Here is an 18,940-nt window from a genome sequence, read left to right as displayed (position 1 = left end):
TCTTTACCTGGAGTCGGAGAGGCAGGAAGGGAGGTGGGCAGAACGGAAACTAAAGGGGTTCTCGGAGGTGAAGGAGGTGCTGGAGAAGATGCTTCAGGAGCGGTATGCCCCCCGTACACAGACGCTTACACATAAATCTTGACACGACCGAGCACTCTGGCGGATAGCCTCTCAAGTAACGGCCACTTTAATCAACGGCTCACTTCCTTGCCCCCTTCTTTCTGTATCCTGTATCGCTTCTGCAGCTTGTGGCCTAGTACCGCTACCCCTGCCCCAAGGGGATTGGCGGATCTTTGGGGTAGGGGAGGGCCCGGGGGAGGAGGACCAGGCGGGCCGTAAGGTAGCTTCGCTGACCGAGGCCGTCCGGGTAGAAGAGCCCACCCCTGACTTCGTTTAGCCCGTTCCACCAGGCCACCTGGACCTGGGTGCCTGTGCACCAGGGGTCGGCGTCCAGGTAGGGGTCGGGGGTGGGGACGAGGCCCTTGAGGGGCAGGTAGACCCGCCCGTCCACCACGGGCGCCTCCCGGGTGAGCACCCTGAGGGTGCCCTGGAAGGGCGTCCCGTTCCAGGCGGTGATCCGCATCCTGAGCTCCTCGGCGTTCAAGAGCTGGTACTCCCCCTCCGTCCCCGCCCCGGGGAGCTCCCCACAGGCGGCGAGGAGGGGGAGGAGGGCGAGAAGCCAAGCCAAGCGCGCCGTCTTCAGGATTCCTTTCGCATCCATACCTCCCACTATGCCCCGAAGGGCCTTTCACCGCCTTACACGCGGGCCTCGAGGGCGTAGAGAACCACCCCCTCCCGGCCCAGGACCTCGTACCACACGCTCCAGCCGTCCGTCCGCATCTCCCGGGCGAGCCGCACCATCCGCCCCTCCCAGGGCACCATGGGCCAGGGACGGTCGGAGAGGCCGGAGTAGTGGGGCTCGCCCAAGAAGCGTAGCCGCTCTTCTGCCTGCTTGAGGACTCGCGCGAACTCCATACCTATCTTTCCTTCGTGTAGCTAAGACAGAGGGCCTCGAGGTCCTCCCGCCGCTCGTACCGGAACCTCCGAGGGTGGGTGGGGTCGTAGATCTGCTCCTCTACCCGGGCCACCCTCTTGCCGGGGAAGAAGCCCAGGTGGTGCCGGAGGTCCCGCTCCAGGCGTTCCTCCACGAGGTCGAAGCTCGTGGTGGTGCCGTCCGCGAAGCGGATGACCACCCGCCTCATCCTTCCTCCCTCCCCAAGACCTCCAGGTAGAGGCCCTGCCGCCTGGCCTCGAGGTAGGCCCCCGAGCGGTAGACCCTCGCCCACCGCCCCCGGGACAGGGCCTCGAGGAAGGCTTCGTAGGCCTTCCAGTCGGGGAAGCGCCGCTCCCGCCGCACGAGCTTGCCGTTTTTTAAGATGATAAGCACCGCTTTCATGCTTTCCTTGCCTCCTACCCCCTCCCGTGGGGCCGCTAGGCCCCCGGGCCCTGAGAGGGCTTGGGGAGGGCGCTTTTGAGGCCTTCTCCCTTCCTATTTGCGCGAAAGAAAACTTTCGCGCACGGCTTCGGCGCCCTCCCCTAGCCCGCCCTCCGCCTCCGGTCCGGCCCCCGCACCTCCACGCTCCGGTTCACCCGGGAGAGGAGGGCTTCGGCGTTCTCCCCAAGCCGCCTCGCCGCCTCCTCGGGGGGGTAGTTGGAGGTGAGGAGAAGGTCCAGGCTTTTCCGGTGGGCCGCCTCCACCAGGCCGAAGAGGACCTCGGCGGCGAAGGGGGTGAGCCGGGCCTTGCCCAGGTCGTCCAGGACCAGGACGTCCACCTGGTCCAGAAGCCTCGGGGCCTCGGGGTCCTGGGCCTCGAGGCGGGCCCGCTCGTAGAACTCCCACTCGGAGAGGAAGAGGGCCCGCCTCCCCTCCTGGGCCTTGCCCCAGGCCGCCCGCACCGCCAGGTGCGTCTTCCCCGTCCCTGGGGGGCCGTAGAGGTAGACCACCCCTCCCTCCTCCTGCCAGCTCCGCAAAACCTCCACCACCTCCTTCTGCCTCCCCTCCCAGGGCCTCTCCAGGTAGCCCCGGTAGGCGGGGGGAAGGCCTTCCCGGTACACCCGGCTCCAATGCCACCGCCGCCAGACCCTCCCCACCTCCGCCATGTACCGCTCCGGCTCCCGGTAGGCGCACTCGCAATTGTGCTCGATGCGGTGCGGGGCCCGGAAATCGTACCCCCGGAGGGCGGGCGCCCCGCACAGAGGGCAAGGGGGAAGCCCCGGGTCGTGCTCCACCCCCCGCGCCTTCAGGGCCCTAAGGATTTCTTCCAGCTTGCTCCGGTCCACTCCGTCACCCCCTCTCGCTAAAAAGCTCGTCTAGAAGCCCCCTTGACACACTTGTGCCACCAGTTGTGCCACCGGTTGTGCCACCACTTGTGCCTGCAAAGCTTCTAGAAGAGCAGGACCTCTCCCCGTTCCTCGTCCGGTGAGGGTCTGGCTTTGGCGAGGAGCTTCCTGGCGTAGGGGAAGGGCTCCCGGGCGTGCTTGGCCGCCTCCCGTAGGGCCTCCTCCACCGCCTCCGCCCCGAGGGTCTTGGCCCAGGCCCTGACCTCGGGGAGCCAGAGGATGAGGGCGCTGGCCCGCCGCCCCTCGGGGTAGGCCAGGGCCGCCTCCGCCGCCCGGAGGAGCACCCCGGGGTGGGAGGCGGCCAGGGGCTGGGCCTCCTTGGGAAGGCGCTTCCCCACCTGGAGGAGGAGCCCCCGCACGTGGGGGTTGGCCTCCGCCAGGGCCTGGACGGGGCTCGGTTCCCTCTTTTTGCTCCTCTTGGCCTTGGGGACCTCGGGGACGGAAGCCTCGGCGGGGGCCTGGCGCCCGGCGGTCGGGGCCTTCTCCAGGCTGAGCCGGGCCACCCCGTCCTCCACCACCAGGGCCCCCTCCCTCTCCAGGGCGGGGATGACCCGCTCCAAAAGGTAGCGGAGGGTCCGGGGCCGCTCGGCGAGCTCGAGGGCCAGGGCCTTCAGGTCCTTCGGCCCCTCGTAGTAGAGGACGAGGAGGACCCGCTCCCTAAGCCCCATCCACGGGAAGAGCTCCCTTGGGGCCATCCTCTTCCTCCACCAGAAGCCCCTTGATGAGGAGGGTGTCCTTGAGCTCCAGGAGGGAGATGTGGGCGGCCACCAGGAAGGCCTCCACCGCCTTTTCGTCCCTCTCCTCCAGGGCCCGGAGGGCGGCGAGGAGCTCCACCTCCAGCTGGACCAAGGCGAGGGTCAGGGCCCGGCTCACGCCCCCATCCCCTCCGAGGCCAGGCGCACCAGGAGGCTCACCTCTTCGGTGTAGGTCCGGGCCACTTCCAGGGCGGTCTTGGCCCTTTGGTACCGCTCCTCCGCCTCGGCCAGGGCCCGGTAGAGGTCGGCGTAGAGGGTGCGGGCCTTGGCCTCCCTTTCCTCAGCGTTCTTGCCCTGCACCTCCCCGGAGAGGAGGCCTTGGGCGATGCGGGTCTCCAGGGCCTCCTTCGCCCTGGTCCGCTCCAGGGTGGCCTCGAGGGCCTGCTCCAGGGCCTTCCGATACGCCTCAAACACCTGCCTCACTTCGTTCTCAAGTCTGAGCATCCTTCACCTCCCGCCCCTTCCCGGGGGGGGCTTTAGCCCCCCCAAGCCCTCACGCCGCCAGAAGCTCCGGGAAGAGGGGCACCCTCGGGTCCCCCCTCGCCCCCTCCTCCGCCGCCTCCCTCCACCCGGGGGGAAGGGGGAGGGGGAGGACGGTCGTGGCGAGGTAGGGGTCCTTTCGTAGCCGGGCGAGGACGAGCGCCTCCGCCTTCCTCCCCTCTCTGCCCGAGAGGAGCTCCTGGAGGAGGCGGCTCCCCAGGAAGGGAAGGCCGAAGGCGGCCTCCTCCAGGAGCCCCCGGACCGCCCGGTTAGCCCTGGCCTCCGGTGTTTTGGGGAGGCAGGAGTCCGGCGATGAGGGCGTAGAAGCGCCCATCCCTCACCTCCACCAGGGGCGCCCTGGGGCCGGGGTAGAGGGCGAGGTCGGCCTCAGCCCCCTCCACCTCCTCCAGGGCCTCCTTCAGGAAGCGCCCGTTCACCGTCACCTCGCCGTCCCCTTCCCCGGGCAGGACCTCCTCGGAGACGGGGGCCCACGCCTCGTCCAGGGCCTGCACCCGCACCTCGCCCCCGCCCGCCTGGAGGCGCACGGGGTGGTTCTGGGGGGCGGCCACCACCAGGGCCCGCTTCAGCGCCTCGAGGAGGTTCTTCCTTTCCGCCCCGATCCGGCCCACGGGGGGCACCTGGGGAAGGACGCCCCGGTAGGGAGGAAAGCCTCCGTCCGCGAGGGGCAGGCCCGCCCGCCCGTCCCGGGCCACGGCCACCAGGGCCCTCCCGTCCCAGGCCAGGCGGAAGGACACCTCCCCCTCCAGGCCCTTCAGGGCCTCCTCCGCCTGCGCCGGGAGGGGGTAGGCCCCTTCCCGGAAGACCTCGGCCCTCACAGTGTAGAGGTGCAGGCGGTACCCGTCCGTGGCCGCCACCCGCACCCGGGGCTCCTCCACCTCCACCAGGACCTTGCCCTGGTGGCTGGTGAGGCGCCTGCCCAGGGCGAGGGCGCTCCTCAGGGCCTTCAGGAAGTCTTCCCCAGCTCGGAAAACCTCCTCCCCCTCCTCCTCCAGGACGGCCAGGGAGAAGGGAGGAGCGGTGTGGAGCTCCGCCCGGAGGGGGCCTCCCCGCACCAGGAGCCGCCCCTCCAGGAGGGCCACCTCCACCTCCCCCTCCACCTCCTCCAGGAGCCCCAGGAGGGGCCTGCGGGGGAGGGCCACGGGGGGGAAGCTTCCCTCCCCCACCCGGGCCTCCACCTCCACCCCGCCGGGGCCCGTGGACCACACCCTCGCCCCGTCAAAGCTCACGTAGTCCGGGCCGTACCGGGGAGGGGTCAAGCGCTTCAGCGCCTCCTTGAGCCTCGAGGCCTCTACCTTGGTCCTCTCTGCCGTGAGCATCCTCCACCTCCAAAGGGAGACCGAGGGGTGGGCCCTCCCACCCCCCGGCCCTTCCTCGCCTACCGCTTCACCGTCTCCCCGTTGGCGTTGAGCCGCACCACCTCAGGGAGGGGCTTCCCCGCCGCCACCGCGTCCGGGAGGCCCTTCAACCTCTCCAGGACCTTGAAGGGGATGTAGCGGTGCTCCCCTTCAATCACCACCCGGGGGTAGCGGTAGAGCTCCCTGCCGATGCCCCACGCCACCGCCGCCCGCTTGAGCGCCCCGGAGATGCCCCCCTTGAAGGGCTCCATGTCCGTGGCCCCGGAGCCGTCCTGCTTCTCCACCCACTCCCCGGTCTCGGGGTTCTTGATGGCGATGCTGGCGATGACCCCGTGCTCGTCCCCCACCTGGGCCGGGGTGTAGCGCACCTGCCACCCGAAGGGCCCGAAGGCCTCATCCAGGCGGGCCATCACCGCCCGGGCGTCGATGAAGGGGGCGATGGTGGTCTGCCCGTTCTTGGCGCTGATCACCTTCCACTCGATCTCCTCCGCCGTGAGGGGCCGGGTGAGCCTGGCAATCGCTTCCGCTACCGTCATCCTTCACCTCCTTCGCTTCCTTCCGGGGGGGCTTTGGCCCCCCAAGCCCTCGGTCTTAGCTACACGGGAGGGGGAGGAGGGGGTGAGCGTGTAGCTAAGACAACCCCCTCCTTCCCCGGGCTTCCTACCTCGGCCCTTTCAGGGGGCCTCCTCCCTGTAGATCAGGTAGAGGGCGAGGGCCACGGTCAGGGCCAGGGCTTCCACGGCGAGGACGGCGAAGTCCAGGACAGCCAGGACGACTTGAAGGACTTCCATAGGCCTCTCCGTCTGGGGGGGCTTCAGCCCCCCAGGCCCTCTACTTCTGCCGGAGGGGGATCATCCTCTTTTTGAAGATGAGCTCCACCATCAAGGCCTCGAGGGCCCCCCTGGCCTCCTCCGGCGTGGGGAAGTCCACCCGCACCGCGCCGTGGTCCAGGAGAAAGACCAGGGCGCTCCCCTCGAGGCGCACCTCCACCACCCGCTCCAGGTTCAGGAGCTTGCTCTGGCTCTTCAGGTACAAAAACACCGCTCTACCTCCCGCTCATTCCCGTGGGGCCTCTGCCCCCTGGCTCTCCTCCCCAAAGAGGTCCCGGAGCCACCGGTAGCGCTCGGGGTCTTCCTCTCCGGGCCTGGCCACGAGGCCCGTCTCCTCGAGGAGCCCCACCAGGAGAACGAGGGCGAGGAAGGGGCCCACCAGAAGGCCGAGGAGCAGAAGGAGCTCTACCACGGCCTCCTCCCCTTCAGGGCTCGCCTCGCCCGCCGTTCCCGCCGCTCCCGGGGGAAGGCCCCGGGGTGGAAGGGCGCCCGGAAGGACCGATCTTTGCGGATGGCCTCGAGGGCCAGGACCTGAAGCCTGGCGCGAAGGCTCATGCCGCCCTCCTCAAGTGGGCGAGGAAGGCCCCCTGGACGAAGAGCAGGACCGGGACGCCCCAGGCCAGGGGCGAAGGGGCCCCCTCCTGCCACCGAAGGACGAGCCAGCAAGCGGCCAGAATGTTCCCCAAACCCGCCAAGTGCCCGACAAACCTCCACATGCTTCCCTCCAAACGAAGACGAGGGGCGGGTCTTCCCCGCCCCCCTGCCCTTCTTCGGCCTAGGCCACCGGGCGCTCCGCCGCCCGCGTCTCCACCTGAGCCCTCCGCTTCTCCCGGAGCCAGAGGGAGAGGACCACGGCCACCTGGTGCTTGCAGGGCCGGGTCTTCCCCTGGGCGTAGGCCGGGCAGGTGCAGGTCTCGGCCTCGAGGTCCACGAGGTAGCGCTTCCTCGGCTGGCTCTCGCTCTCCACCACGAAGAGCCCCTCCATCCCCGCCACGGGGTGGACCTTCCCGAGGAGCGCCTTGGCCTTCTCCAGCTTGCCCAGGGTCTGGAAGAGCCTTTCCTTTAGAGGCATCGTCTACCTCCTTCGCCGCTTCCCGTGGGGCCGCTAGGCCCCCAGGCCCTCGGTCTTAGACACATGAGAGGGGTCAAAGAGGGAATGCAGTCAAGACACCACCGAGGAAGGCCCAGGGTGCCCACCGCAGGGCCAGGTGGACGGCAAACGAGTAGACTGGCCCCATGGAACCCCACCCCCTCCGCCTCCTGGAGGAGGGCAGGGACCGGGAGGCGGAAGCCCTCCTCCAAACCCCCCAAGAAGGCCTCCTGGAGGCCGAGCGCCTGGCCCTCCTGGGCTTTCTTGAGGGGCGGAAGGGGGACCTTCGGGCCTACCGCACCCTGGCCCTGGAGGCCGCCCGAAGGGCCCAGACCCCCCTCACCCTCTACCACCTGGGCCTCGCCCTGCCCCCGAGGGAAGGGGCGGTGGCCCTGGAGGAGGCCCTCCACCGCTTCCGGGGGAACTCCCAGGCGGAGGCCCGGCTCCACCTGGCCCTGGCGGTGGTCCTGGAGCGCCTGGGCCGTCCCGAGGCCCTGGCCCATGCCGCCTTGGCCCGCCTCAAGGCCCCTTCCCCCTGGACCCGGCTCCACCACCTCCGCCTGGAGCTCTTCTTCGGCGCCCTTCCCCTCCCCGAGGTCCTGGAAGAGGGGGAGGAGTTCCTGCTCCACGAGCTGCCCGGGGTGCGCCTCCTGGCCGGGCACACCCTGGCCCTGGCCCACCTCCTCCGGGGCCAGCCCCGGCGGGCCCGGACCCTCCTCCAGGGCCTCCTTCCCCTCCTGGGCCCGGGCAGCCTCCCGAGCTTCCTGGTCCTTGGGGCCTTGGCCCTGGAACCCCTTAGGGCCCGGCTCCTCCTGGAAGCGGCCCAGGTCGGCCCCCAGGCGGGGTGGTCCCAGGGCTTCCTCCTCCTGGCCCAGGGGCTCCTGGAAGGGGGGGAGGCGGCCAGGGATCTCCTCCTCTCCGCCCACGGCCTCCTCCGGGAGGACGGGGCCCTCTACGCCCTCCTGGCCGAGGCCCGCCTCAGGGCCCTGGGGGCGGAGGTAGAGGCCCCACTGGCCCCCCGCCTGGCCCCCGCCCTCCGCCCCGAGGCCCGGGCCCTCCTTTTGGGAGAGGCCGGAACCCCTCTCCTTCGCTTCCTCGGGGGAGGCCCCCTCCCCTCCCTGGGCCCCAGGGGCACCGAGGCCCTGGCCCTCCTCCTCGCCCACGAGGCAGGCCTTTCGGGAGAAGCCCTGGCGGAGGCCCTCTACGGGGAACCCAACCTAGGGGCCTTGAAGACCCTCCTCCACCGCCTGCGGGCCAAGGGCTTCCGCATCTCCTGTTCCCCTTACCGCTTGGAAAACCCTCCCCCCTCGGACCTCGGAGCCTTCCTTAAGGCCCTCTCCCGGGGGGACCTGGAGGGGGCCCTGGCCCTCTACCAAGGCCCCCTCCTCCCCTGGAGCCAGGCCCCGGGGGTGGAGGAACTCCGCCTGGAGCTGGAGGAGACCCTGAAGCAGGCGGTGCTGGCCCAAGGGGACACGGAAAGCCTCTTCCTCCTGGCCGAGCGCCTGAAAGAAGACCTGGAGGTCTGGGAAGCCCTCCTGGAGAGGCTACCCCAGGAAGACCCCCGCCTCCCCATCGCCCAGGCCCGGGTGGCGAGGCTCCGCCGGGAGTACGGGGTGTGAGGCCGGGGGAAAGCAGTCGGGGCGCCAGCAGGCCAAAGCGGGCCCGGAGGGCCGGGCCAGGAGGAGGAGCCAGGCCAAGAGGAGGAGCCAAAGGACTTTGCCCCTCATGCCCCCAGGGTGCCACGGGAAGGGTTACGCGGAAGGGGTTCCATAGCTGGCCTCCCGCGTAACCTCGCGTAACCTCCCCCCTGCTACCCTGAGGCCAGCCTGAGGATAGCCGAGAGGGGTGAAAGCCATGCAAGACGGGATGTTGCAGCTACCCGTGGTGAACCTCCAGGAACCCGCCCAGGCACCAACCCGGGGAGGGATGAACTACAAACCAAGCCGCTTCAACCACTTCCACACCCTGCCCACGGGCGAGAAGCTCGCCTTCAACTCCCTCTCCGGTGGCCTGGCCGTCTTGGATTCAGAAGGATGGGCGCGCTACACGGCCCTGGTCAAGGGGGAGCCCTTGGACCCCAAGAACCCTGTAGACCAGGGGCTCGTGGAAGGCCGCTTCGTCGTTCTCGAGAACTTTGACGAGCTGGCCTACCTTAAGACCCTCCACCTGCGGCAGCGCTACACCACGGAAGCCTGGAGCCTAACGATCTGTCCCACCATAGACTGCAACTTCGGCTGCGACTACTGTTTCCAGCGGCACCGGGTGAGCCGCATGACCGAAGCGGTTCAGGCCAAGCTTCTTGAGGTCTTCGCTCAAAAAGCCCCCCGCCTCAGCAAGTTCTTCGTCACCTGGTTTGGCGGTGAGCCCACCCTGGCCTGGGATGTTGTTCAGAAGCTATCCCAAGGATTCATGGAGATAGCCGAGAGGAACCGCGTGGAGTACAGCGCGAGCCTCATCACGAACGGCTACCTCCTGGACGAAGGGAAGGTGGCGGACATGGTCCGCTACCGCATTCACCTGGTCCAGATCACTCTGGACGGGGACGCTCCCTACCACGACCAGCGCCGCCACCTCCTTACCGGGGAGGGGAGCTTTGAGCGCATCCTGGCCAACCTGCGCCTCTTCCTCGGGAAACCTGTCTTCGTCCACATCCGGGTCAACGTGGACGTCCGGAACCGCGAGGGTGTGCCCGCCCTCTTGAAGCGTCTGGCCGAGGAAGGGCTGGCCCACCAGGAGAACCTGCGGGTCTACTTTGCCCCCGTAACCTCCACCGCCCCGCCCAGCCACGGGGTCAAAGGGTTTTGCTTTACCCGCAAGGACTTCGCCCGGATTGAGCCGGAGTACTTCACCCTTGCGGAAAGCCTAGGACTGGCCACCCTTCCCTACCCCTCCCTTCAGCTTGGAGGGTGCGTGGCCGCCCATCCGGAGGGGTTCGTGGTGGAGCCCGACGGCACCCTGCAGAAGTGTTGGGACACGGTGGGGCAGCCCGAGTTCGCCGTGGGCAACCTCCTGGAATACGATCCCCTGCAACTTGCGGAGAACCCCGTTTACCAGCGCTGGATGTCCTGGGACCCCTTCTCCGAAAAGCTCGCCTGCTCCCGTTGCACCTGGCTTCCTGCGTGCATGGGGGGGTGCCCCTTGAAGGTGGTCTTCCCCGAGGCCATGCCTGAGGGGAAGGTGGAGCTGGAGTGCACCACCTTCAAGTGGAACTGGAAGCGTACCTTTACTTTGCTAGCCGAACGTGCAGGCGAGGCAGAGCCGGCACCTCGCCCCTGCACGGGCTAGGGAAAGGAGGTGAGGAGGATGCGGTGGATTGTCAGGCCTTCTCGCGTGCAACCCTTAGGAGACCCGGGTTGCGGCGGTAGGCGTCCGTGTCCAACAAAAAACCCGCCGGTGCTAACATAAATAGGTAGGCTGAGTAGAAGGCAGTGAGGGGGAATCCCCAATCTGCCTTCTTATCTTCGAGGAAGCGTTGTGTTTTGGCAACTCTGGAGCGAGTTTCTCTTAGAGTGGAACCTGACCAGGCGCTACTGGTTTGACACCCTGGCGGGGCTTCTGGCCTCCGTTCTCTTCTTCTACTCCATGGTCCTCGGCCTGGAGAACCTGACCCCCGAGGGGCTGGCGAGCCTGGGCCTGGACCTGGGCCCCCTCCTCCTGGTCTTCGCCGCCTTCAACCTGGTGGTGGGCACCTTCCAGTCCATCGCCTATTCCGTCCAGTCCGAGGCCGCCTTAGGCACCCTGGAGCACCTGGGCCTGGCCCGAGGAGGGCTTCTCCGACAGCTCCTCCTGCGCGCCCTCGTACGGGGACTTCAGGGCATCACCACAAGCGCTCTTGTCCTCCTTCCCCTCGCCCTTCTCCTCGGGGTGCGGCTCGCCCCCGCCCCCTGGTGGCCTTTGAGCCTTTTGCTTCTCTACCTCGCCGCCCTAGGCTTCGCCCTGGGCATGGGAGCCCTCGCCCTTCACTTCAAGCAGGTGGAGGGCTTCTTCACCATTGTCCAGTTCCTCTTCCTTCCTTACTTCTTCTCCCTGGTTCGCTTCGCTCCCTGGATGACCCCCCTCCCCTTTGCCCCAGGGACGCAGCTCCTGAAGCTCGCCCTCACCGGGGAGGGGGCGTTCCCCGGGCTTCTCCTCCTCGCCTTCGTGCAGGCCCTCCTCTTTCTCGGGGCGGGGCTTTTCGCCATGGCCTGGGTCTACGCGGCGGTGCGGCGGAGGGGCCTATTAGGGAGGTACTGATGCGGCTTTTGGTGCAGAACGTCCACAAGCGCTTCGGCAAGCTGGAGGCCCTCAAGGGGGTGAGCCTGGAGCTTGGGGCCGGGGAGATCCTGGGCCTTTTGGGCCCCAACGGGGCGGGCAAGACCACCCTCATCAAGGTCGTCCTCGGCCTCCTCCTCCCCGATGGGGGGGAGGTGGTCCTGGAGGAGGGCGGGGCGCGGCGCAGACCCCAGGGCCACGAGTTCGGCGTCCTCCTGGAGGGAAGCCGCAACCTCTACGTCAACCTGAGCCTCCTGGTGAACGCCCTCTACTTCGGGGGCATCCGGGGGCTTCCCCCCAGGGAGGTCCGCCCCCGGTTTGAGGCCTGGTTGGAGCGCTTCGGCCTAAAGGACCGCCTCCACGCCCCCCTCGCCTCCCTCTCCCGGGGCATGCAGCAGAAGGCGGCCTTGGCCTTGGCCCTCGCCCTCAAGCCCCGCTTCCTCCTCCTGGACGAGCCCACCCTGGGCCTGGACCCCGTGAGCCGGAGGGAGTTTGAGGGGATCCTCCTGGAGCTTAAGAAGGAGGGCTGGGGCATCCTCCTCACCTCCCACGACCTCGAGGTGGTGGAGCGGGTGAGCGACCGGGTGGCCTTCCTCCACCGGGGGGAGGTGCGGCGGCAGGGCCCCACCCGGGCCCTCCTCCGGGACTGGGCCGGGGAGGGGTACCGGGTGCGCCTCGCCGAGCCCAAGGCGGAGGCCCTCCTCCAGGCCTTAGGCCCCGGCTGGAGCGCCGAGGGCCCCGAGGTCCTCTTCTTCCTCGGGCCGTGGGAGGCGCTGCGGGAGGCCTTGGGAACTCTTCCCGTGGAGGTCCTCGAGGTCTCCAGGGGAACGCCGAGCCTGGAGGCCCTCTTCCTCCACCTCTTCGGGGAGGCCCGCCCTTCCCCTGGCGCACAACCTCGCACTGTCTAGCCGCACGGGGGATAGGGGGGTGTTGCCGGTCCTCGAGGGGGTCGGCGAGGGACCGCCCCCCACCCGGGTCGGCCCAGGGGATTGGCCCAAAAACGCGATGGCGGAAGGGCCTCTCGAGGCGCCCCCCTTCCCGTTGACCCCTTACCCAACCTGTGGTAGGGTCTTGGGCAGGACGCCCAAGACTTAGGGTGTCCTGGCCGCGATGCCAGGCCGACAGGCCTGGACGCCCAAAGGCGGTGGGGGAAGTCCGGTGAAAGTCCGGCGCTGTCCCGCAACGGTAACCGGCCCAAGCGTCGCGCCCTCCGCCCCGGCCGGAAGCCCGAGTACCCGCTTCGCGGCCCTGCCCCGTAGCCCTCGAGGCAAGGGTGAAGGTGGTGAGACCCGTGGGACCTTAGCCTAACCCCCAAAACCCGTCACGGGCCCAGCGCCCGAAAGAGGCCCTTCGGCTCTAGGAAGCTTTTCCCGCCCAAGGAGGCGCTATGCGGGAGACGCGGATGGTCTACCCCGTCTTCCCCGGGGAGACCAACCACTACGGAACCCTGTTTGGCGGAACGGTTCTGGCCTGGATGGACCAGGCGGCCTTTGTGGCCGCCACGCGCCACGCGCGCAAGAAGGTGGTAACGGTACACGCGGACGCGGTGGACTTCAAGCGCCCCGTCCCCCTGGGGGCCATCGTGGAGCTGGTGGCCCGGGTGCGGGAGGTGGGGCGCACCTCCATGCGGGTGGAGGTGGAGATGTGGGTGGAGCCGGTGAAGGAAGGCGAGGAGGCCTACCTGGCCGCCCGGGGCGGGTTTGTCCTGGTGGCGGTGGACGAAAGGGGGAGGCCAAGCCCGGTGCCTCCCCTGGAAGGAGGTGAGGCCCGTGCCCCTCACGGCGCCTAGGCTCGCCTACCGCCCCTACGAGTACCCCGAGCTCCTCCGCTTCCGGGACGCCATCCGGCACAGCTACTGGGTGCACACGGAGTTCAGCTTCCAGTCCGACCTTCAGGACCACGCCCTGGCCGACGAGAAGGAGCGCTCCCTGGTGGAGCGCGCCCTCCTCGCCATCGCTCAGGTGGAGCTCGCCGTCAAGCTCTTCTGGGCCCGGGTCTACGACCGCTTTCCCAAGCCCGAGATCGCCGAGGTGGGCCTCACCTTCGCCGAGAGCGAGGTACGGCACGCCAACGCTTACGCCCACCTCCTGGAGCTTTTGGGCCTGGAGGAGGCCTTTGGACAGGCCCTGGAGGGGGCGAGCGCCCTCCGGGATCGGGCCCAAGCCCTGGGAGAGGCCCTTCGGCGCGCCCAGGGGAAGGACCTGCGGGAATACGCCCTCGCCCTCTTCCTCTTCTCCGCCTTCACGGAACACGTCTCCCTCTTCTCCCAGTTCTACGTCCTCATGGCCCTAAACCGCCGCGGCAACCGCTACAAAGGGATCTCCAACGCCATTGAGGCCACCAGCAAGGAGGAGAACGTCCACGGCCTCTTTGGGGTGGAGCTCCTCCGTCTCCTCAGGACGGAGCACCCCGAGGCCCTGGGGGAGGAATTTCAGGAAGAGTCTCTACGCCTCGCCCAGAAGCTCTTCCGGGCCGAGGAAAACCTCCTGGACTGGCTCTTCGCCATGGGGGAACCCTCTTTGGTGGGGCACGGAGAAACCCTGGAGTTCCTCAAGGGACGCTTCAACGAAGTCCTCGCCCTCCATGGACTCCCCGAAGCCTTCCCTGTGGACCGGGCGAGGCTTCGGGACACGGAGTGGTTCACCCTGGAGCTCCTCGCCGACAAGGAGGTGGACTTCTTCAACAAGCGGAGCGTGGCCTACGCGCGCAGGGTACAAAGCTTTGATCCGGAGGAGCTTTTCTGAAGGAGGAGGCATGACCAAGACCAAGCGGACCTACGAGCCCTGGTACTGGGCCAACGAGCACACCCGCCTCTACATGCGCCGGGGCTACCTGCTGCCCGGGGTGAGCGTGGAGGAGCGGGTGAGGGAGATCGCCCAGCGGGCCGAGGCCCTCACCAAGGTGGAGGGGTTTGGCCGCAAGTTCCAGGAGTACGTGGCCCGGGGCTGGTACTCCCTCGCCACCCCCATCTGGGCCAACTACGGCCTCAGGCGGGGCCTTCCCATCTCCTGCTACGGCACCTACGTGGAGGACGACACCGCTTCCATCCTGAGGGCGGTGGCTGAGGTGGGGATGATGAGCAAGCAGGGGGGAGGGACCTCCCTCTACCTGGGAAGGCTCCGCCCACGGGGGGCCCCCATCCGGGACAACGGGGAGAGCAACGGCTCGTTTGCCTTCGCCTCCCTCTTTGACCGGGTGATCGAGGTCTTCAACCAGGGCTCCACCCGCAGGGGCCAGTGCGCCGCCTACCTGGACATAGAGCACCCTGACCTCGAGGAGTGGCTTTCCATCCAGCGGGAGCACTCCCCGGTTCAGTCCCTCTTCTGGGGGGTGAGCGTGGGGGACCGCTGGCTTGAGGAGATGATCGCCGGGGACGGGGAGAAGCGGGCCCGCTGGGCCAAGGTCCTGAAGAGCCGGGCCGAGGTGGGCATCCCCTACCTCTTCTTCCGGGACAACGCCAACCAAAAGGCCCCCGAGGTCTTCAAAACCCTCGGCAAGACCATCTGGGCCAGCAACCTCTGCACGGAGATCATGCTCCCCTCCTCGGAGGAGGAGAGCTTCGTCTGCTGCCTCTCCTCCCTGAACCTCCTCCACTACGAGGAGTGGAAGGACACGGACGCGGTGGAGACCCTGGTCATTTTCCTGGACTCCGTGCTGGACGACTTCATTGAGAAGGCGGAGGGCATCCCCTACATGGAGCGGGCGGTGCGCTTCGCCAAGCGCTACCGGGCCATCGGCCTCGGGGTCCTGGGCTGGCACAGCTACCTCCAGTCCCAAAGAATCCCCCTGGAAAGCCCCGAGGCCTTCCGTAGGAACGCCGAGATCTTCAAGACCATACGGGAGCGGGCCGAGGAGGCCTCGAGGTGGCTGAGGAAGCGGCACCCCGAGGACGAGCTCGCCGGGGTGGGGGAGCTTAAGGAAAGGCGCAACGCCACCCTCCTCGCCATCGCTCCCACCAAGTCCAGCGCCTTCATCCTGGGCCAGGTCTCTCCCTCCATAGAGCCCTACACCAGCAACTACTACCTGAAGGACCTACAGAAAGCTCGCGTCCCCTTCAAGAACCCCTTCCTGGAGGAGGTGCTGAGGGAAAAGGGCAAGGACGAGGAAAAAGTCTGGCGGAGCATCCTGGAGCACAACGGTTCCGTGCAGCACCTGGACTTCCTCACCGATGAGGAAAAGGCGGTGTTCAAGACCTTCGCCGAAGTCTCGCAGATGACCCTGGTGAACCTGGCGGCCTCGAGGCAGAAGCACATTGACCAGGGGCAGTCCCTGAACCTTGTGATCCACCCGGAGGCCCCGCCCAAGGACGTGAACGCCCTGGTCCTCCACGCTTGGCGCTCGGGCCTCAAGGCCCTCTATTACCAGTTCAGCCAGAGCGTGGCCCAGGCCTACAGCCGGGACCTCCTCCTCTCCTGCCAAGCCTGCGAGAGCTGAGGGCAGGCTACCCCAAGCAAGGCCCGGGGGAAGGGAACCCTCCCCCGGGCACTAAAGGGGCCTCAGAACGGTAGCTCCTCAAACCCCCACACCTCGCTCTCCGCCGCCCCCCTGCCCTCTAGAACAGGTCCTCGCTCGGCGTTCCCTCCGCCCCTTCTGCCTTCTTGGGCCGCACCAGAAGGGCGAAGTCGTCCAGGACCAGGGTGAGCCGGGTCTTCTTCCCGTCCTTTCCCTCGTAGGTCTCCGTTTGGAGCCTGCCCTCCAGGTGGGCGTAAGTCCCCTTGGGCGGGTCCATCTCCGCCAGGGCCTCGGCGAGGCCGCCCAAGGCCAGGACCTCGAGGAAGACCGCCTCGTCCTCCTTCCGCCGCCCCTGCACGGCCACTGAGGTCTTCCAGATCGCCACGCCCTGGTTGGTGTAGACCAGCTCGGGCTTCCTCGCCAGGTACGCCTTCAGAATCGCCTTCATCCTTCCTCCTTTCGCCGGGCCTACGGGGGGGGCTAAAGCCCCCCCTGCCCTTTAGCGCCTGACCAGGTAGTAGCTCCCCGTGGGGCTCCGCTTCAGCCCCTCCTCCTTTAGCCACGCCTTCAAGGCCTCCTTCACTTCCCGGAGGGTCCGGGGAAGCTCGCCCTCCCAGTCCTCCTCCGCCTGGAGCAGGTTGAGGAGGGCCACCGCCTGCTCGGGGGTGAGCTTGAGCTCCCGCATCGGGCACCTCCCTCGCCCCAAGCCGGGGGGCCTTTAGGCCCCCTTGCCCTATGCCGCCTGGAGCTCGGGGAAGAGGGGGATGCGCCTATCCCCTTTGGCCCCTTCCCGGGCCGCCTCCCGCCAGGCCTCGGGCAGGGGCAGGGGGAGGAGGGCCTGGGCCAGGACGGGATCCGCCCGGAGCCTGCGGGCCACCAGGGCCTCCGCCTTCCGCCCCTCCCGCCCTTCCAGAAGCTCCTGAAAGAGCCTGCTCCCCAGGAAGGGCAAGCCGAAAAGGGCTTCCTCCAGGAGCCCCTGCAGGATGCGGCTAGCCCTCCCCTCCGGCGTCTTGGGCAGGCTTGAGCAGGGCGATAAGCGCATGGAAGCCCTCCCTTCCCAGGGCCACCAGGCCCCCCTGGGCGTGGGGGTAGAGGCGAAGCTCCGCCTTCCCGGGCCCGAAGACCTCCAGGGCCCCGAGAAGATACTTGCCGTTCACCCTAAGCCTGCCCTCCCCTTCCCCGGGCAGAACCTCCTCGGAGAGGGGGGTGAAGTCCTCCCCTAGGGCCTGGACCCGCACCTCCTCCCCCAAGGCCTGGAGCTCCACCCCGTGGTTCTTGGGCTCTGCCACCACCAGGGCCCGCCCCAGGGCCTCCCGCAGGGCCCTGGCCTCCACCCGAAGGCGGCCCAGAGGCTCCCCTTGGGGGAGGACCTTCCGGTAGGGTACGAAGCCCTCCTCCGCCAGGGGGAAGGCGGCCCGGCCCCAGAGGGTCTCCGCCACCAGGGCGTGGGCCTCGGGCTGGAGGAAGGTGAAGGAAAGCCCCGGGTCCAGGGCCTTCAGGGCCGCCAGGGCCTCCTCCGGCTTGAGGAGGAGCTCCACCCCGGGGGTGGGGGTCTCGGCCTCGAGGGAGAAGGTGTAGAGACGGTAGCCGTCCGTGGCCACCAGGCGAACCCTGCCCGCCTCCACCTCCAGGAGCACCTTGCGGGCCTTCTCGTGGCTCGAGGCCCGGGCCAGGGTGGCGGCCTCCCCAAAGGCCTCCAGGAAGGCCAGGGCCTGCACCCGGAAGAGGGGATTGGCCTCCCCGGTGAGGAGGCTCACGCCCACGGGCCTCGCCTCGGGGTCGTAGGTGAAGATCTGGGCGCTGAAGCCCCGTCCCCGCACCTTGAGCCAGCCTTCCTCCAAAGTAAGCTCCACCATGCCGCCCGCCCCCTCCAGGAGCTCCAGGAGGGGCTTGCGGGGCACCACCGCCCCCGGGAACCCCTCGGCGGGAAAGGGCAGGCGCACCTCTGCCTCTACCCCGTCCCCTGCCCGGCGCAGGGTGAGGTGTTCCCCGCCCGCAAGCGCCACCGCATCCCGGCCCCACCGGACGGGGGGCAGGCGCTTTAGGGTCTTCAGCAAAAGGCCAGTTTCCACCAGGACAGGCCGTGTGGCCGTGATAATCATCGCCCACCTCCCACCCCTCCCCGTGGGGCCGGAAGGCCCCCGGGGCCAGAAGGGGAAGGGGCCAGGTCTATACCCGGCCCCCCTTATGCCTTTTCAAGGGCCCAGGAGAAAGGCCTCCACTCGGGCGTACTCCTCCAGGGCCTGGGTCCAAAGGGCCTCGTCCCCCGCTTTGGGGTCGTACCGAGCCTGCCAGCTAAGCCCCAGGAGGCGCTCGTAGGCCTTGCGCACCCCCCGGGGAAGCCCCGCCCGCTTCAAGAGGCCCTGGACCTGGGCGTAGCTCTGGGGAGTGGGCGCCTGGGGCAAGCGCTCCAGGGCCCAGGCCAGAAGGGCATGATGCACCCCATAGAAGAGCACCACCGCCGCCCAGCGGGGGCTCCTCTCCGCCAGGGCAAAGGCCAGGGCCAGGTCCTCCCCAGCCCTGGCCCGCCGAGCTTCCACCTCAGTCATGGGGCACCAGGATCACCGCCACCCCCAGGTCCAGGTCGTCCTCCAGGTCCAAGAAGGCTTCCTCCAGGCGGTCGATCTCCTCCTGGGGAACCTCCCGCCCGTAGAAGGCGATCCCCTCCACCCCAGGCAGGGGCTCCCCGCTGAGGTGCCTGAGGCTCCAAGCCCGCACCACCCCCCGGGCTTTGGCCTCCTCCAGGAGGGCCTCCACCCGGCGGGCCGCCTCCAGGACCTTGGGGGGCAAGGTGGTCGGCATCCCCCTCATGCTACCTCGGAGGCCGCAAGCCGCACCAGAAGCGAAACCTCTTCCGCCCGGGCCCGGGCCGCCTCCACCTCCGCCCGGGCCACGAGGAGAGCCTCCTCCGCCTCCTGGAGGGCCTGGTAGAGGGGGGCGTAGAGGGCCCTGGCCCTGGCCTCCCGCTCCTCGGCGTTCTTCCCGGCGATCTCCCCGGAAAGGAGGCCCCGGGCCACCGCCTCCTCAAGAGCCTCCTTCGCCCGGGTCCGGGCCAGGCTGGCCTCCAGGTGGCCCTCCAGGGCCTGCCGCAACCGGGTAAAGGCCTCACGCACATCCGCTTCAAGCTGCCGCATAAAGCACCTCCACGGGTTCGTCCAGGTAGGGCACCAAACGACGGATGCCCCAAACCTTCCGATACTCTCCTTCTCCCACCTCTACAAAAAGGGTGGGGTACTCCCTCACCAGGGCCTCGAGGTCCAGGCCTGGCCCGTGACCGAGGCCCACGCTTTCCAGCACCGCTCGGCGGTCCTGGGAGTCCTGCACAAGAAGGGCCTCAGAGGGAAGGTCGCGCACGCGCATGCTCCA

31 protein-coding genes, 1 pseudogene and 1 riboswitch are annotated in these 18,940 nt (G+C 68.7%); of the genes and pseudogenes, 8 read left to right on the top strand and 24 right to left on the bottom strand.

Annotation, left to right across the window (positions count from 1 at the left end):
* A pseudogene (locus ABXG85_RS09665) lies at positions 1 to 142 on the top strand (IS256 family transposase); the annotation flags it as partial.
* Positions 143 to 262: 120 nt separating this feature from the next.
* Here the strand turns inward: ABXG85_RS09665 and ABXG85_RS09660 are convergent.
* The 16 genes from ABXG85_RS09660 to ABXG85_RS09585 form a co-directional block, all read right to left on the bottom strand.
* Positions 263 to 721, bottom strand: a complete 459-nt coding sequence (locus tag ABXG85_RS09660) for a hypothetical protein (protein ID WP_353513426.1) — start codon at positions 719 to 721, stop codon at positions 263 to 265.
* 35 nt (positions 722 to 756) lie between these two features.
* Positions 757 to 975: a hypothetical protein gene (locus ABXG85_RS09655; RefSeq protein WP_014511360.1), complete on the bottom strand. Its 219-nt coding sequence runs from the start codon at positions 973 to 975 to the stop codon at positions 757 to 759.
* 2 nt (positions 976 to 977) lie between these two features.
* The gene (locus ABXG85_RS09650) at positions 978 to 1,202 is read right to left on the bottom strand and encodes a hypothetical protein (protein ID WP_126177623.1); all 225 of its coding nucleotides are present in this window, start codon (positions 1,200 to 1,202) and stop codon (positions 978 to 980) included.
* Positions 1,199 to 1,396 (bottom strand): hypothetical protein, encoded by a 198-nt coding sequence (locus ABXG85_RS09645; protein ID WP_135344081.1) that lies wholly within the window; start codon positions 1,394 to 1,396, stop codon positions 1,199 to 1,201. The genes ABXG85_RS09650 and ABXG85_RS09645 overlap by 4 nt, the downstream gene beginning before the upstream one ends.
* Positions 1,397 to 1,536: 140 nt before the next feature.
* Complete coding sequence (locus ABXG85_RS09640; RefSeq protein WP_295426041.1) at positions 1,537 to 2,280, bottom strand: ATP-binding protein; 744 nt, start codon at positions 2,278 to 2,280, stop codon at positions 1,537 to 1,539.
* 104 nt (positions 2,281 to 2,384) lie between these two features.
* Positions 2,385 to 3,035, bottom strand: a complete 651-nt coding sequence (locus tag ABXG85_RS09635) for a hypothetical protein (protein ID WP_295426039.1) — start codon at positions 3,033 to 3,035, stop codon at positions 2,385 to 2,387.
* Positions 2,998 to 3,213, bottom strand: a complete 216-nt coding sequence (locus ABXG85_RS09630) for a hypothetical protein (protein WP_039457888.1) — start codon at positions 3,211 to 3,213, stop codon at positions 2,998 to 3,000. Before ABXG85_RS09630 ends, ABXG85_RS09635 begins: the two co-directional genes overlap by 38 nt.
* Positions 3,210 to 3,539: a hypothetical protein gene (locus ABXG85_RS09625; RefSeq protein ID WP_353513425.1), complete on the bottom strand. Its 330-nt coding sequence runs from the start codon at positions 3,537 to 3,539 to the stop codon at positions 3,210 to 3,212. Before ABXG85_RS09625 ends, ABXG85_RS09630 begins: the two co-directional genes overlap by 4 nt.
* A 49-nt stretch (positions 3,540 to 3,588) precedes the next feature.
* Positions 3,589 to 3,909 (bottom strand): hypothetical protein, encoded by a 321-nt coding sequence (locus ABXG85_RS09620; RefSeq protein WP_206201880.1) that lies wholly within the window; start codon positions 3,907 to 3,909, stop codon positions 3,589 to 3,591.
* Positions 3,845 to 4,912 (bottom strand): hypothetical protein, encoded by a 1,068-nt coding sequence (locus ABXG85_RS09615; protein ID WP_353513424.1) that lies wholly within the window; start codon positions 4,910 to 4,912, stop codon positions 3,845 to 3,847. Before ABXG85_RS09615 ends, ABXG85_RS09620 begins: the two co-directional genes overlap by 65 nt.
* Positions 4,913 to 4,971: 59 nt before the next feature.
* Positions 4,972 to 5,487: a Rad52/Rad22 family DNA repair protein gene (locus ABXG85_RS09610; RefSeq protein WP_353513423.1), complete on the bottom strand. Its 516-nt coding sequence runs from the start codon at positions 5,485 to 5,487 to the stop codon at positions 4,972 to 4,974.
* Between the two features lie 295 nt (positions 5,488 to 5,782).
* Positions 5,783 to 5,986, bottom strand: coding sequence for a hypothetical protein (locus ABXG85_RS09605; RefSeq protein ID WP_353513422.1), 204 nt, complete (start codon positions 5,984 to 5,986; stop codon positions 5,783 to 5,785).
* A 21-nt stretch (positions 5,987 to 6,007) separates the two neighbouring features.
* Positions 6,008 to 6,193, bottom strand: coding sequence for a hypothetical protein (locus ABXG85_RS09600; RefSeq protein ID WP_014511372.1), 186 nt, complete (start codon positions 6,191 to 6,193; stop codon positions 6,008 to 6,010).
* On the bottom strand, positions 6,187 to 6,336 hold the full coding sequence (locus ABXG85_RS09595) for a hypothetical protein (protein ID WP_014632227.1): 150 nt from the start codon (positions 6,334 to 6,336) through the stop codon (positions 6,187 to 6,189). Before ABXG85_RS09595 ends, ABXG85_RS09600 begins: the two co-directional genes overlap by 7 nt.
* Positions 6,333 to 6,497 carry a hypothetical protein gene (locus ABXG85_RS09590; protein WP_167764535.1) on the bottom strand — a complete coding sequence of 55 codons (165 nt, stop codon included), beginning with the start codon at positions 6,495 to 6,497 and terminating at the stop codon, positions 6,333 to 6,335. Before ABXG85_RS09590 ends, ABXG85_RS09595 begins: the two co-directional genes overlap by 4 nt.
* Before the next feature lie 59 nt (positions 6,498 to 6,556).
* Complete coding sequence (locus tag ABXG85_RS09585) at positions 6,557 to 6,853, bottom strand: SWIM zinc finger family protein (RefSeq protein ID WP_038043746.1); 297 nt, start codon at positions 6,851 to 6,853, stop codon at positions 6,557 to 6,559.
* A gap of 164 nt (positions 6,854 to 7,017) precedes the next feature.
* On the opposite strand from ABXG85_RS09585, the gene ABXG85_RS09580 reads away from it, so the two are divergent.
* The 7 genes from ABXG85_RS09580 to ABXG85_RS09550 all read left to right on the top strand — a co-directional run bounded on the left by ABXG85_RS09580 (position 7,018) and on the right by ABXG85_RS09550 (position 15,556).
* The gene (locus ABXG85_RS09580; protein WP_353513421.1) at positions 7,018 to 8,490 is read left to right on the top strand and encodes a hypothetical protein; all 1,473 of its coding nucleotides are present in this window, start codon (positions 7,018 to 7,020) and stop codon (positions 8,488 to 8,490) included.
* A 307-nt stretch (positions 8,491 to 8,797) separates the two neighbouring features.
* The gene (locus ABXG85_RS09575) at positions 8,798 to 10,156 is read left to right on the top strand and encodes a radical SAM/SPASM domain-containing protein (protein WP_353513420.1); all 1,359 of its coding nucleotides are present in this window, start codon (positions 8,798 to 8,800) and stop codon (positions 10,154 to 10,156) included.
* A 189-nt stretch (positions 10,157 to 10,345) separates the two neighbouring features.
* A complete protein-coding gene (locus ABXG85_RS09570; RefSeq protein WP_353513419.1) occupies positions 10,346 to 11,104 on the top strand; it encodes an ABC transporter in 759 nt (252 codons plus the stop codon).
* Positions 11,104 to 12,030 carry an ABC transporter ATP-binding protein gene (locus tag ABXG85_RS09565; protein ID WP_130842620.1) on the top strand — a complete coding sequence of 309 codons (927 nt, stop codon included), beginning with the start codon at positions 11,104 to 11,106 and terminating at the stop codon, positions 12,028 to 12,030. The genes ABXG85_RS09570 and ABXG85_RS09565 overlap by 1 nt, the downstream gene beginning before the upstream one ends.
* Positions 12,031 to 12,207: 177 nt before the next feature.
* A riboswitch (cobalamin riboswitch) is annotated at positions 12,208 to 12,379 on the top strand.
* 130 nt (positions 12,380 to 12,509) lie between these two features.
* The gene (locus tag ABXG85_RS09560) at positions 12,510 to 12,911 is read left to right on the top strand and encodes an acyl-CoA thioesterase (protein WP_014511003.1); all 402 of its coding nucleotides are present in this window, start codon (positions 12,510 to 12,512) and stop codon (positions 12,909 to 12,911) included.
* On the top strand, positions 12,892 to 13,866 hold the full coding sequence (locus ABXG85_RS09555) for a ribonucleotide-diphosphate reductase subunit beta (protein ID WP_038043754.1): 975 nt from the start codon (positions 12,892 to 12,894) through the stop codon (positions 13,864 to 13,866). Before ABXG85_RS09560 ends, ABXG85_RS09555 begins: the two co-directional genes overlap by 20 nt.
* A gap of 10 nt (positions 13,867 to 13,876) precedes the next feature.
* Positions 13,877 to 15,556, top strand: a complete 1,680-nt coding sequence (locus tag ABXG85_RS09550) for a ribonucleoside-diphosphate reductase subunit alpha (RefSeq protein ID WP_014511005.1) — start codon at positions 13,877 to 13,879, stop codon at positions 15,554 to 15,556.
* A gap of 118 nt (positions 15,557 to 15,674) precedes the next feature.
* Here ABXG85_RS09550 and ABXG85_RS09545 read toward each other — a convergent pair whose 3' ends face one another.
* The 8 genes from ABXG85_RS09545 to ABXG85_RS09510 form a co-directional block, all read right to left on the bottom strand.
* Positions 15,675 to 16,022: a single-stranded DNA-binding protein gene (locus tag ABXG85_RS09545; protein WP_038043756.1), complete on the bottom strand. Its 348-nt coding sequence runs from the start codon at positions 16,020 to 16,022 to the stop codon at positions 15,675 to 15,677.
* Positions 16,023 to 16,073: 51 nt separating this feature from the next.
* Positions 16,074 to 16,259 (bottom strand): hypothetical protein, encoded by a 186-nt coding sequence (locus ABXG85_RS09540; protein ID WP_353513418.1) that lies wholly within the window; start codon positions 16,257 to 16,259, stop codon positions 16,074 to 16,076.
* Positions 16,260 to 16,307: 48 nt separating this feature from the next.
* The gene (locus ABXG85_RS09535; protein ID WP_126200232.1) at positions 16,308 to 16,616 is read right to left on the bottom strand and encodes a hypothetical protein; all 309 of its coding nucleotides are present in this window, start codon (positions 16,614 to 16,616) and stop codon (positions 16,308 to 16,310) included.
* Complete coding sequence (locus tag ABXG85_RS09530) at positions 16,564 to 17,676, bottom strand: hypothetical protein (RefSeq protein WP_295429177.1); 1,113 nt, start codon at positions 17,674 to 17,676, stop codon at positions 16,564 to 16,566. Before ABXG85_RS09530 ends, ABXG85_RS09535 begins: the two co-directional genes overlap by 53 nt.
* 93 nt (positions 17,677 to 17,769) lie before the next feature.
* Complete coding sequence (locus tag ABXG85_RS09525; RefSeq protein ID WP_126200234.1) at positions 17,770 to 18,123, bottom strand: hypothetical protein; 354 nt, start codon at positions 18,121 to 18,123, stop codon at positions 17,770 to 17,772.
* The gene (locus ABXG85_RS09520) at positions 18,116 to 18,376 is read right to left on the bottom strand and encodes a hypothetical protein (protein WP_038029167.1); all 261 of its coding nucleotides are present in this window, start codon (positions 18,374 to 18,376) and stop codon (positions 18,116 to 18,118) included. Before ABXG85_RS09520 ends, ABXG85_RS09525 begins: the two co-directional genes overlap by 8 nt.
* Before the next feature lie 5 nt (positions 18,377 to 18,381).
* Positions 18,382 to 18,708 (bottom strand): hypothetical protein, encoded by a 327-nt coding sequence (locus ABXG85_RS09515; RefSeq protein ID WP_295429169.1) that lies wholly within the window; start codon positions 18,706 to 18,708, stop codon positions 18,382 to 18,384.
* Entirely contained in the window at positions 18,695 to 18,934 is a 240-nt protein-coding gene (locus ABXG85_RS09510; RefSeq protein ID WP_126200113.1) for a DUF6839 family protein, read from the bottom strand. The genes ABXG85_RS09515 and ABXG85_RS09510 overlap by 14 nt, the downstream gene beginning before the upstream one ends.
* Between the last annotated feature and the right edge of the window lie 6 nt (positions 18,935 to 18,940).

This window comes from Thermus sp. LT1-2-5, from assembly GCF_040363165.1.
Taxonomy (GTDB): Bacteria; Deinococcota; Deinococci; order Deinococcales; family Thermaceae; genus Thermus.
The sequence above is the reverse complement of the archived record's forward strand: the minus strand, read 5'-3'. Positions and strand labels throughout refer to the sequence as shown.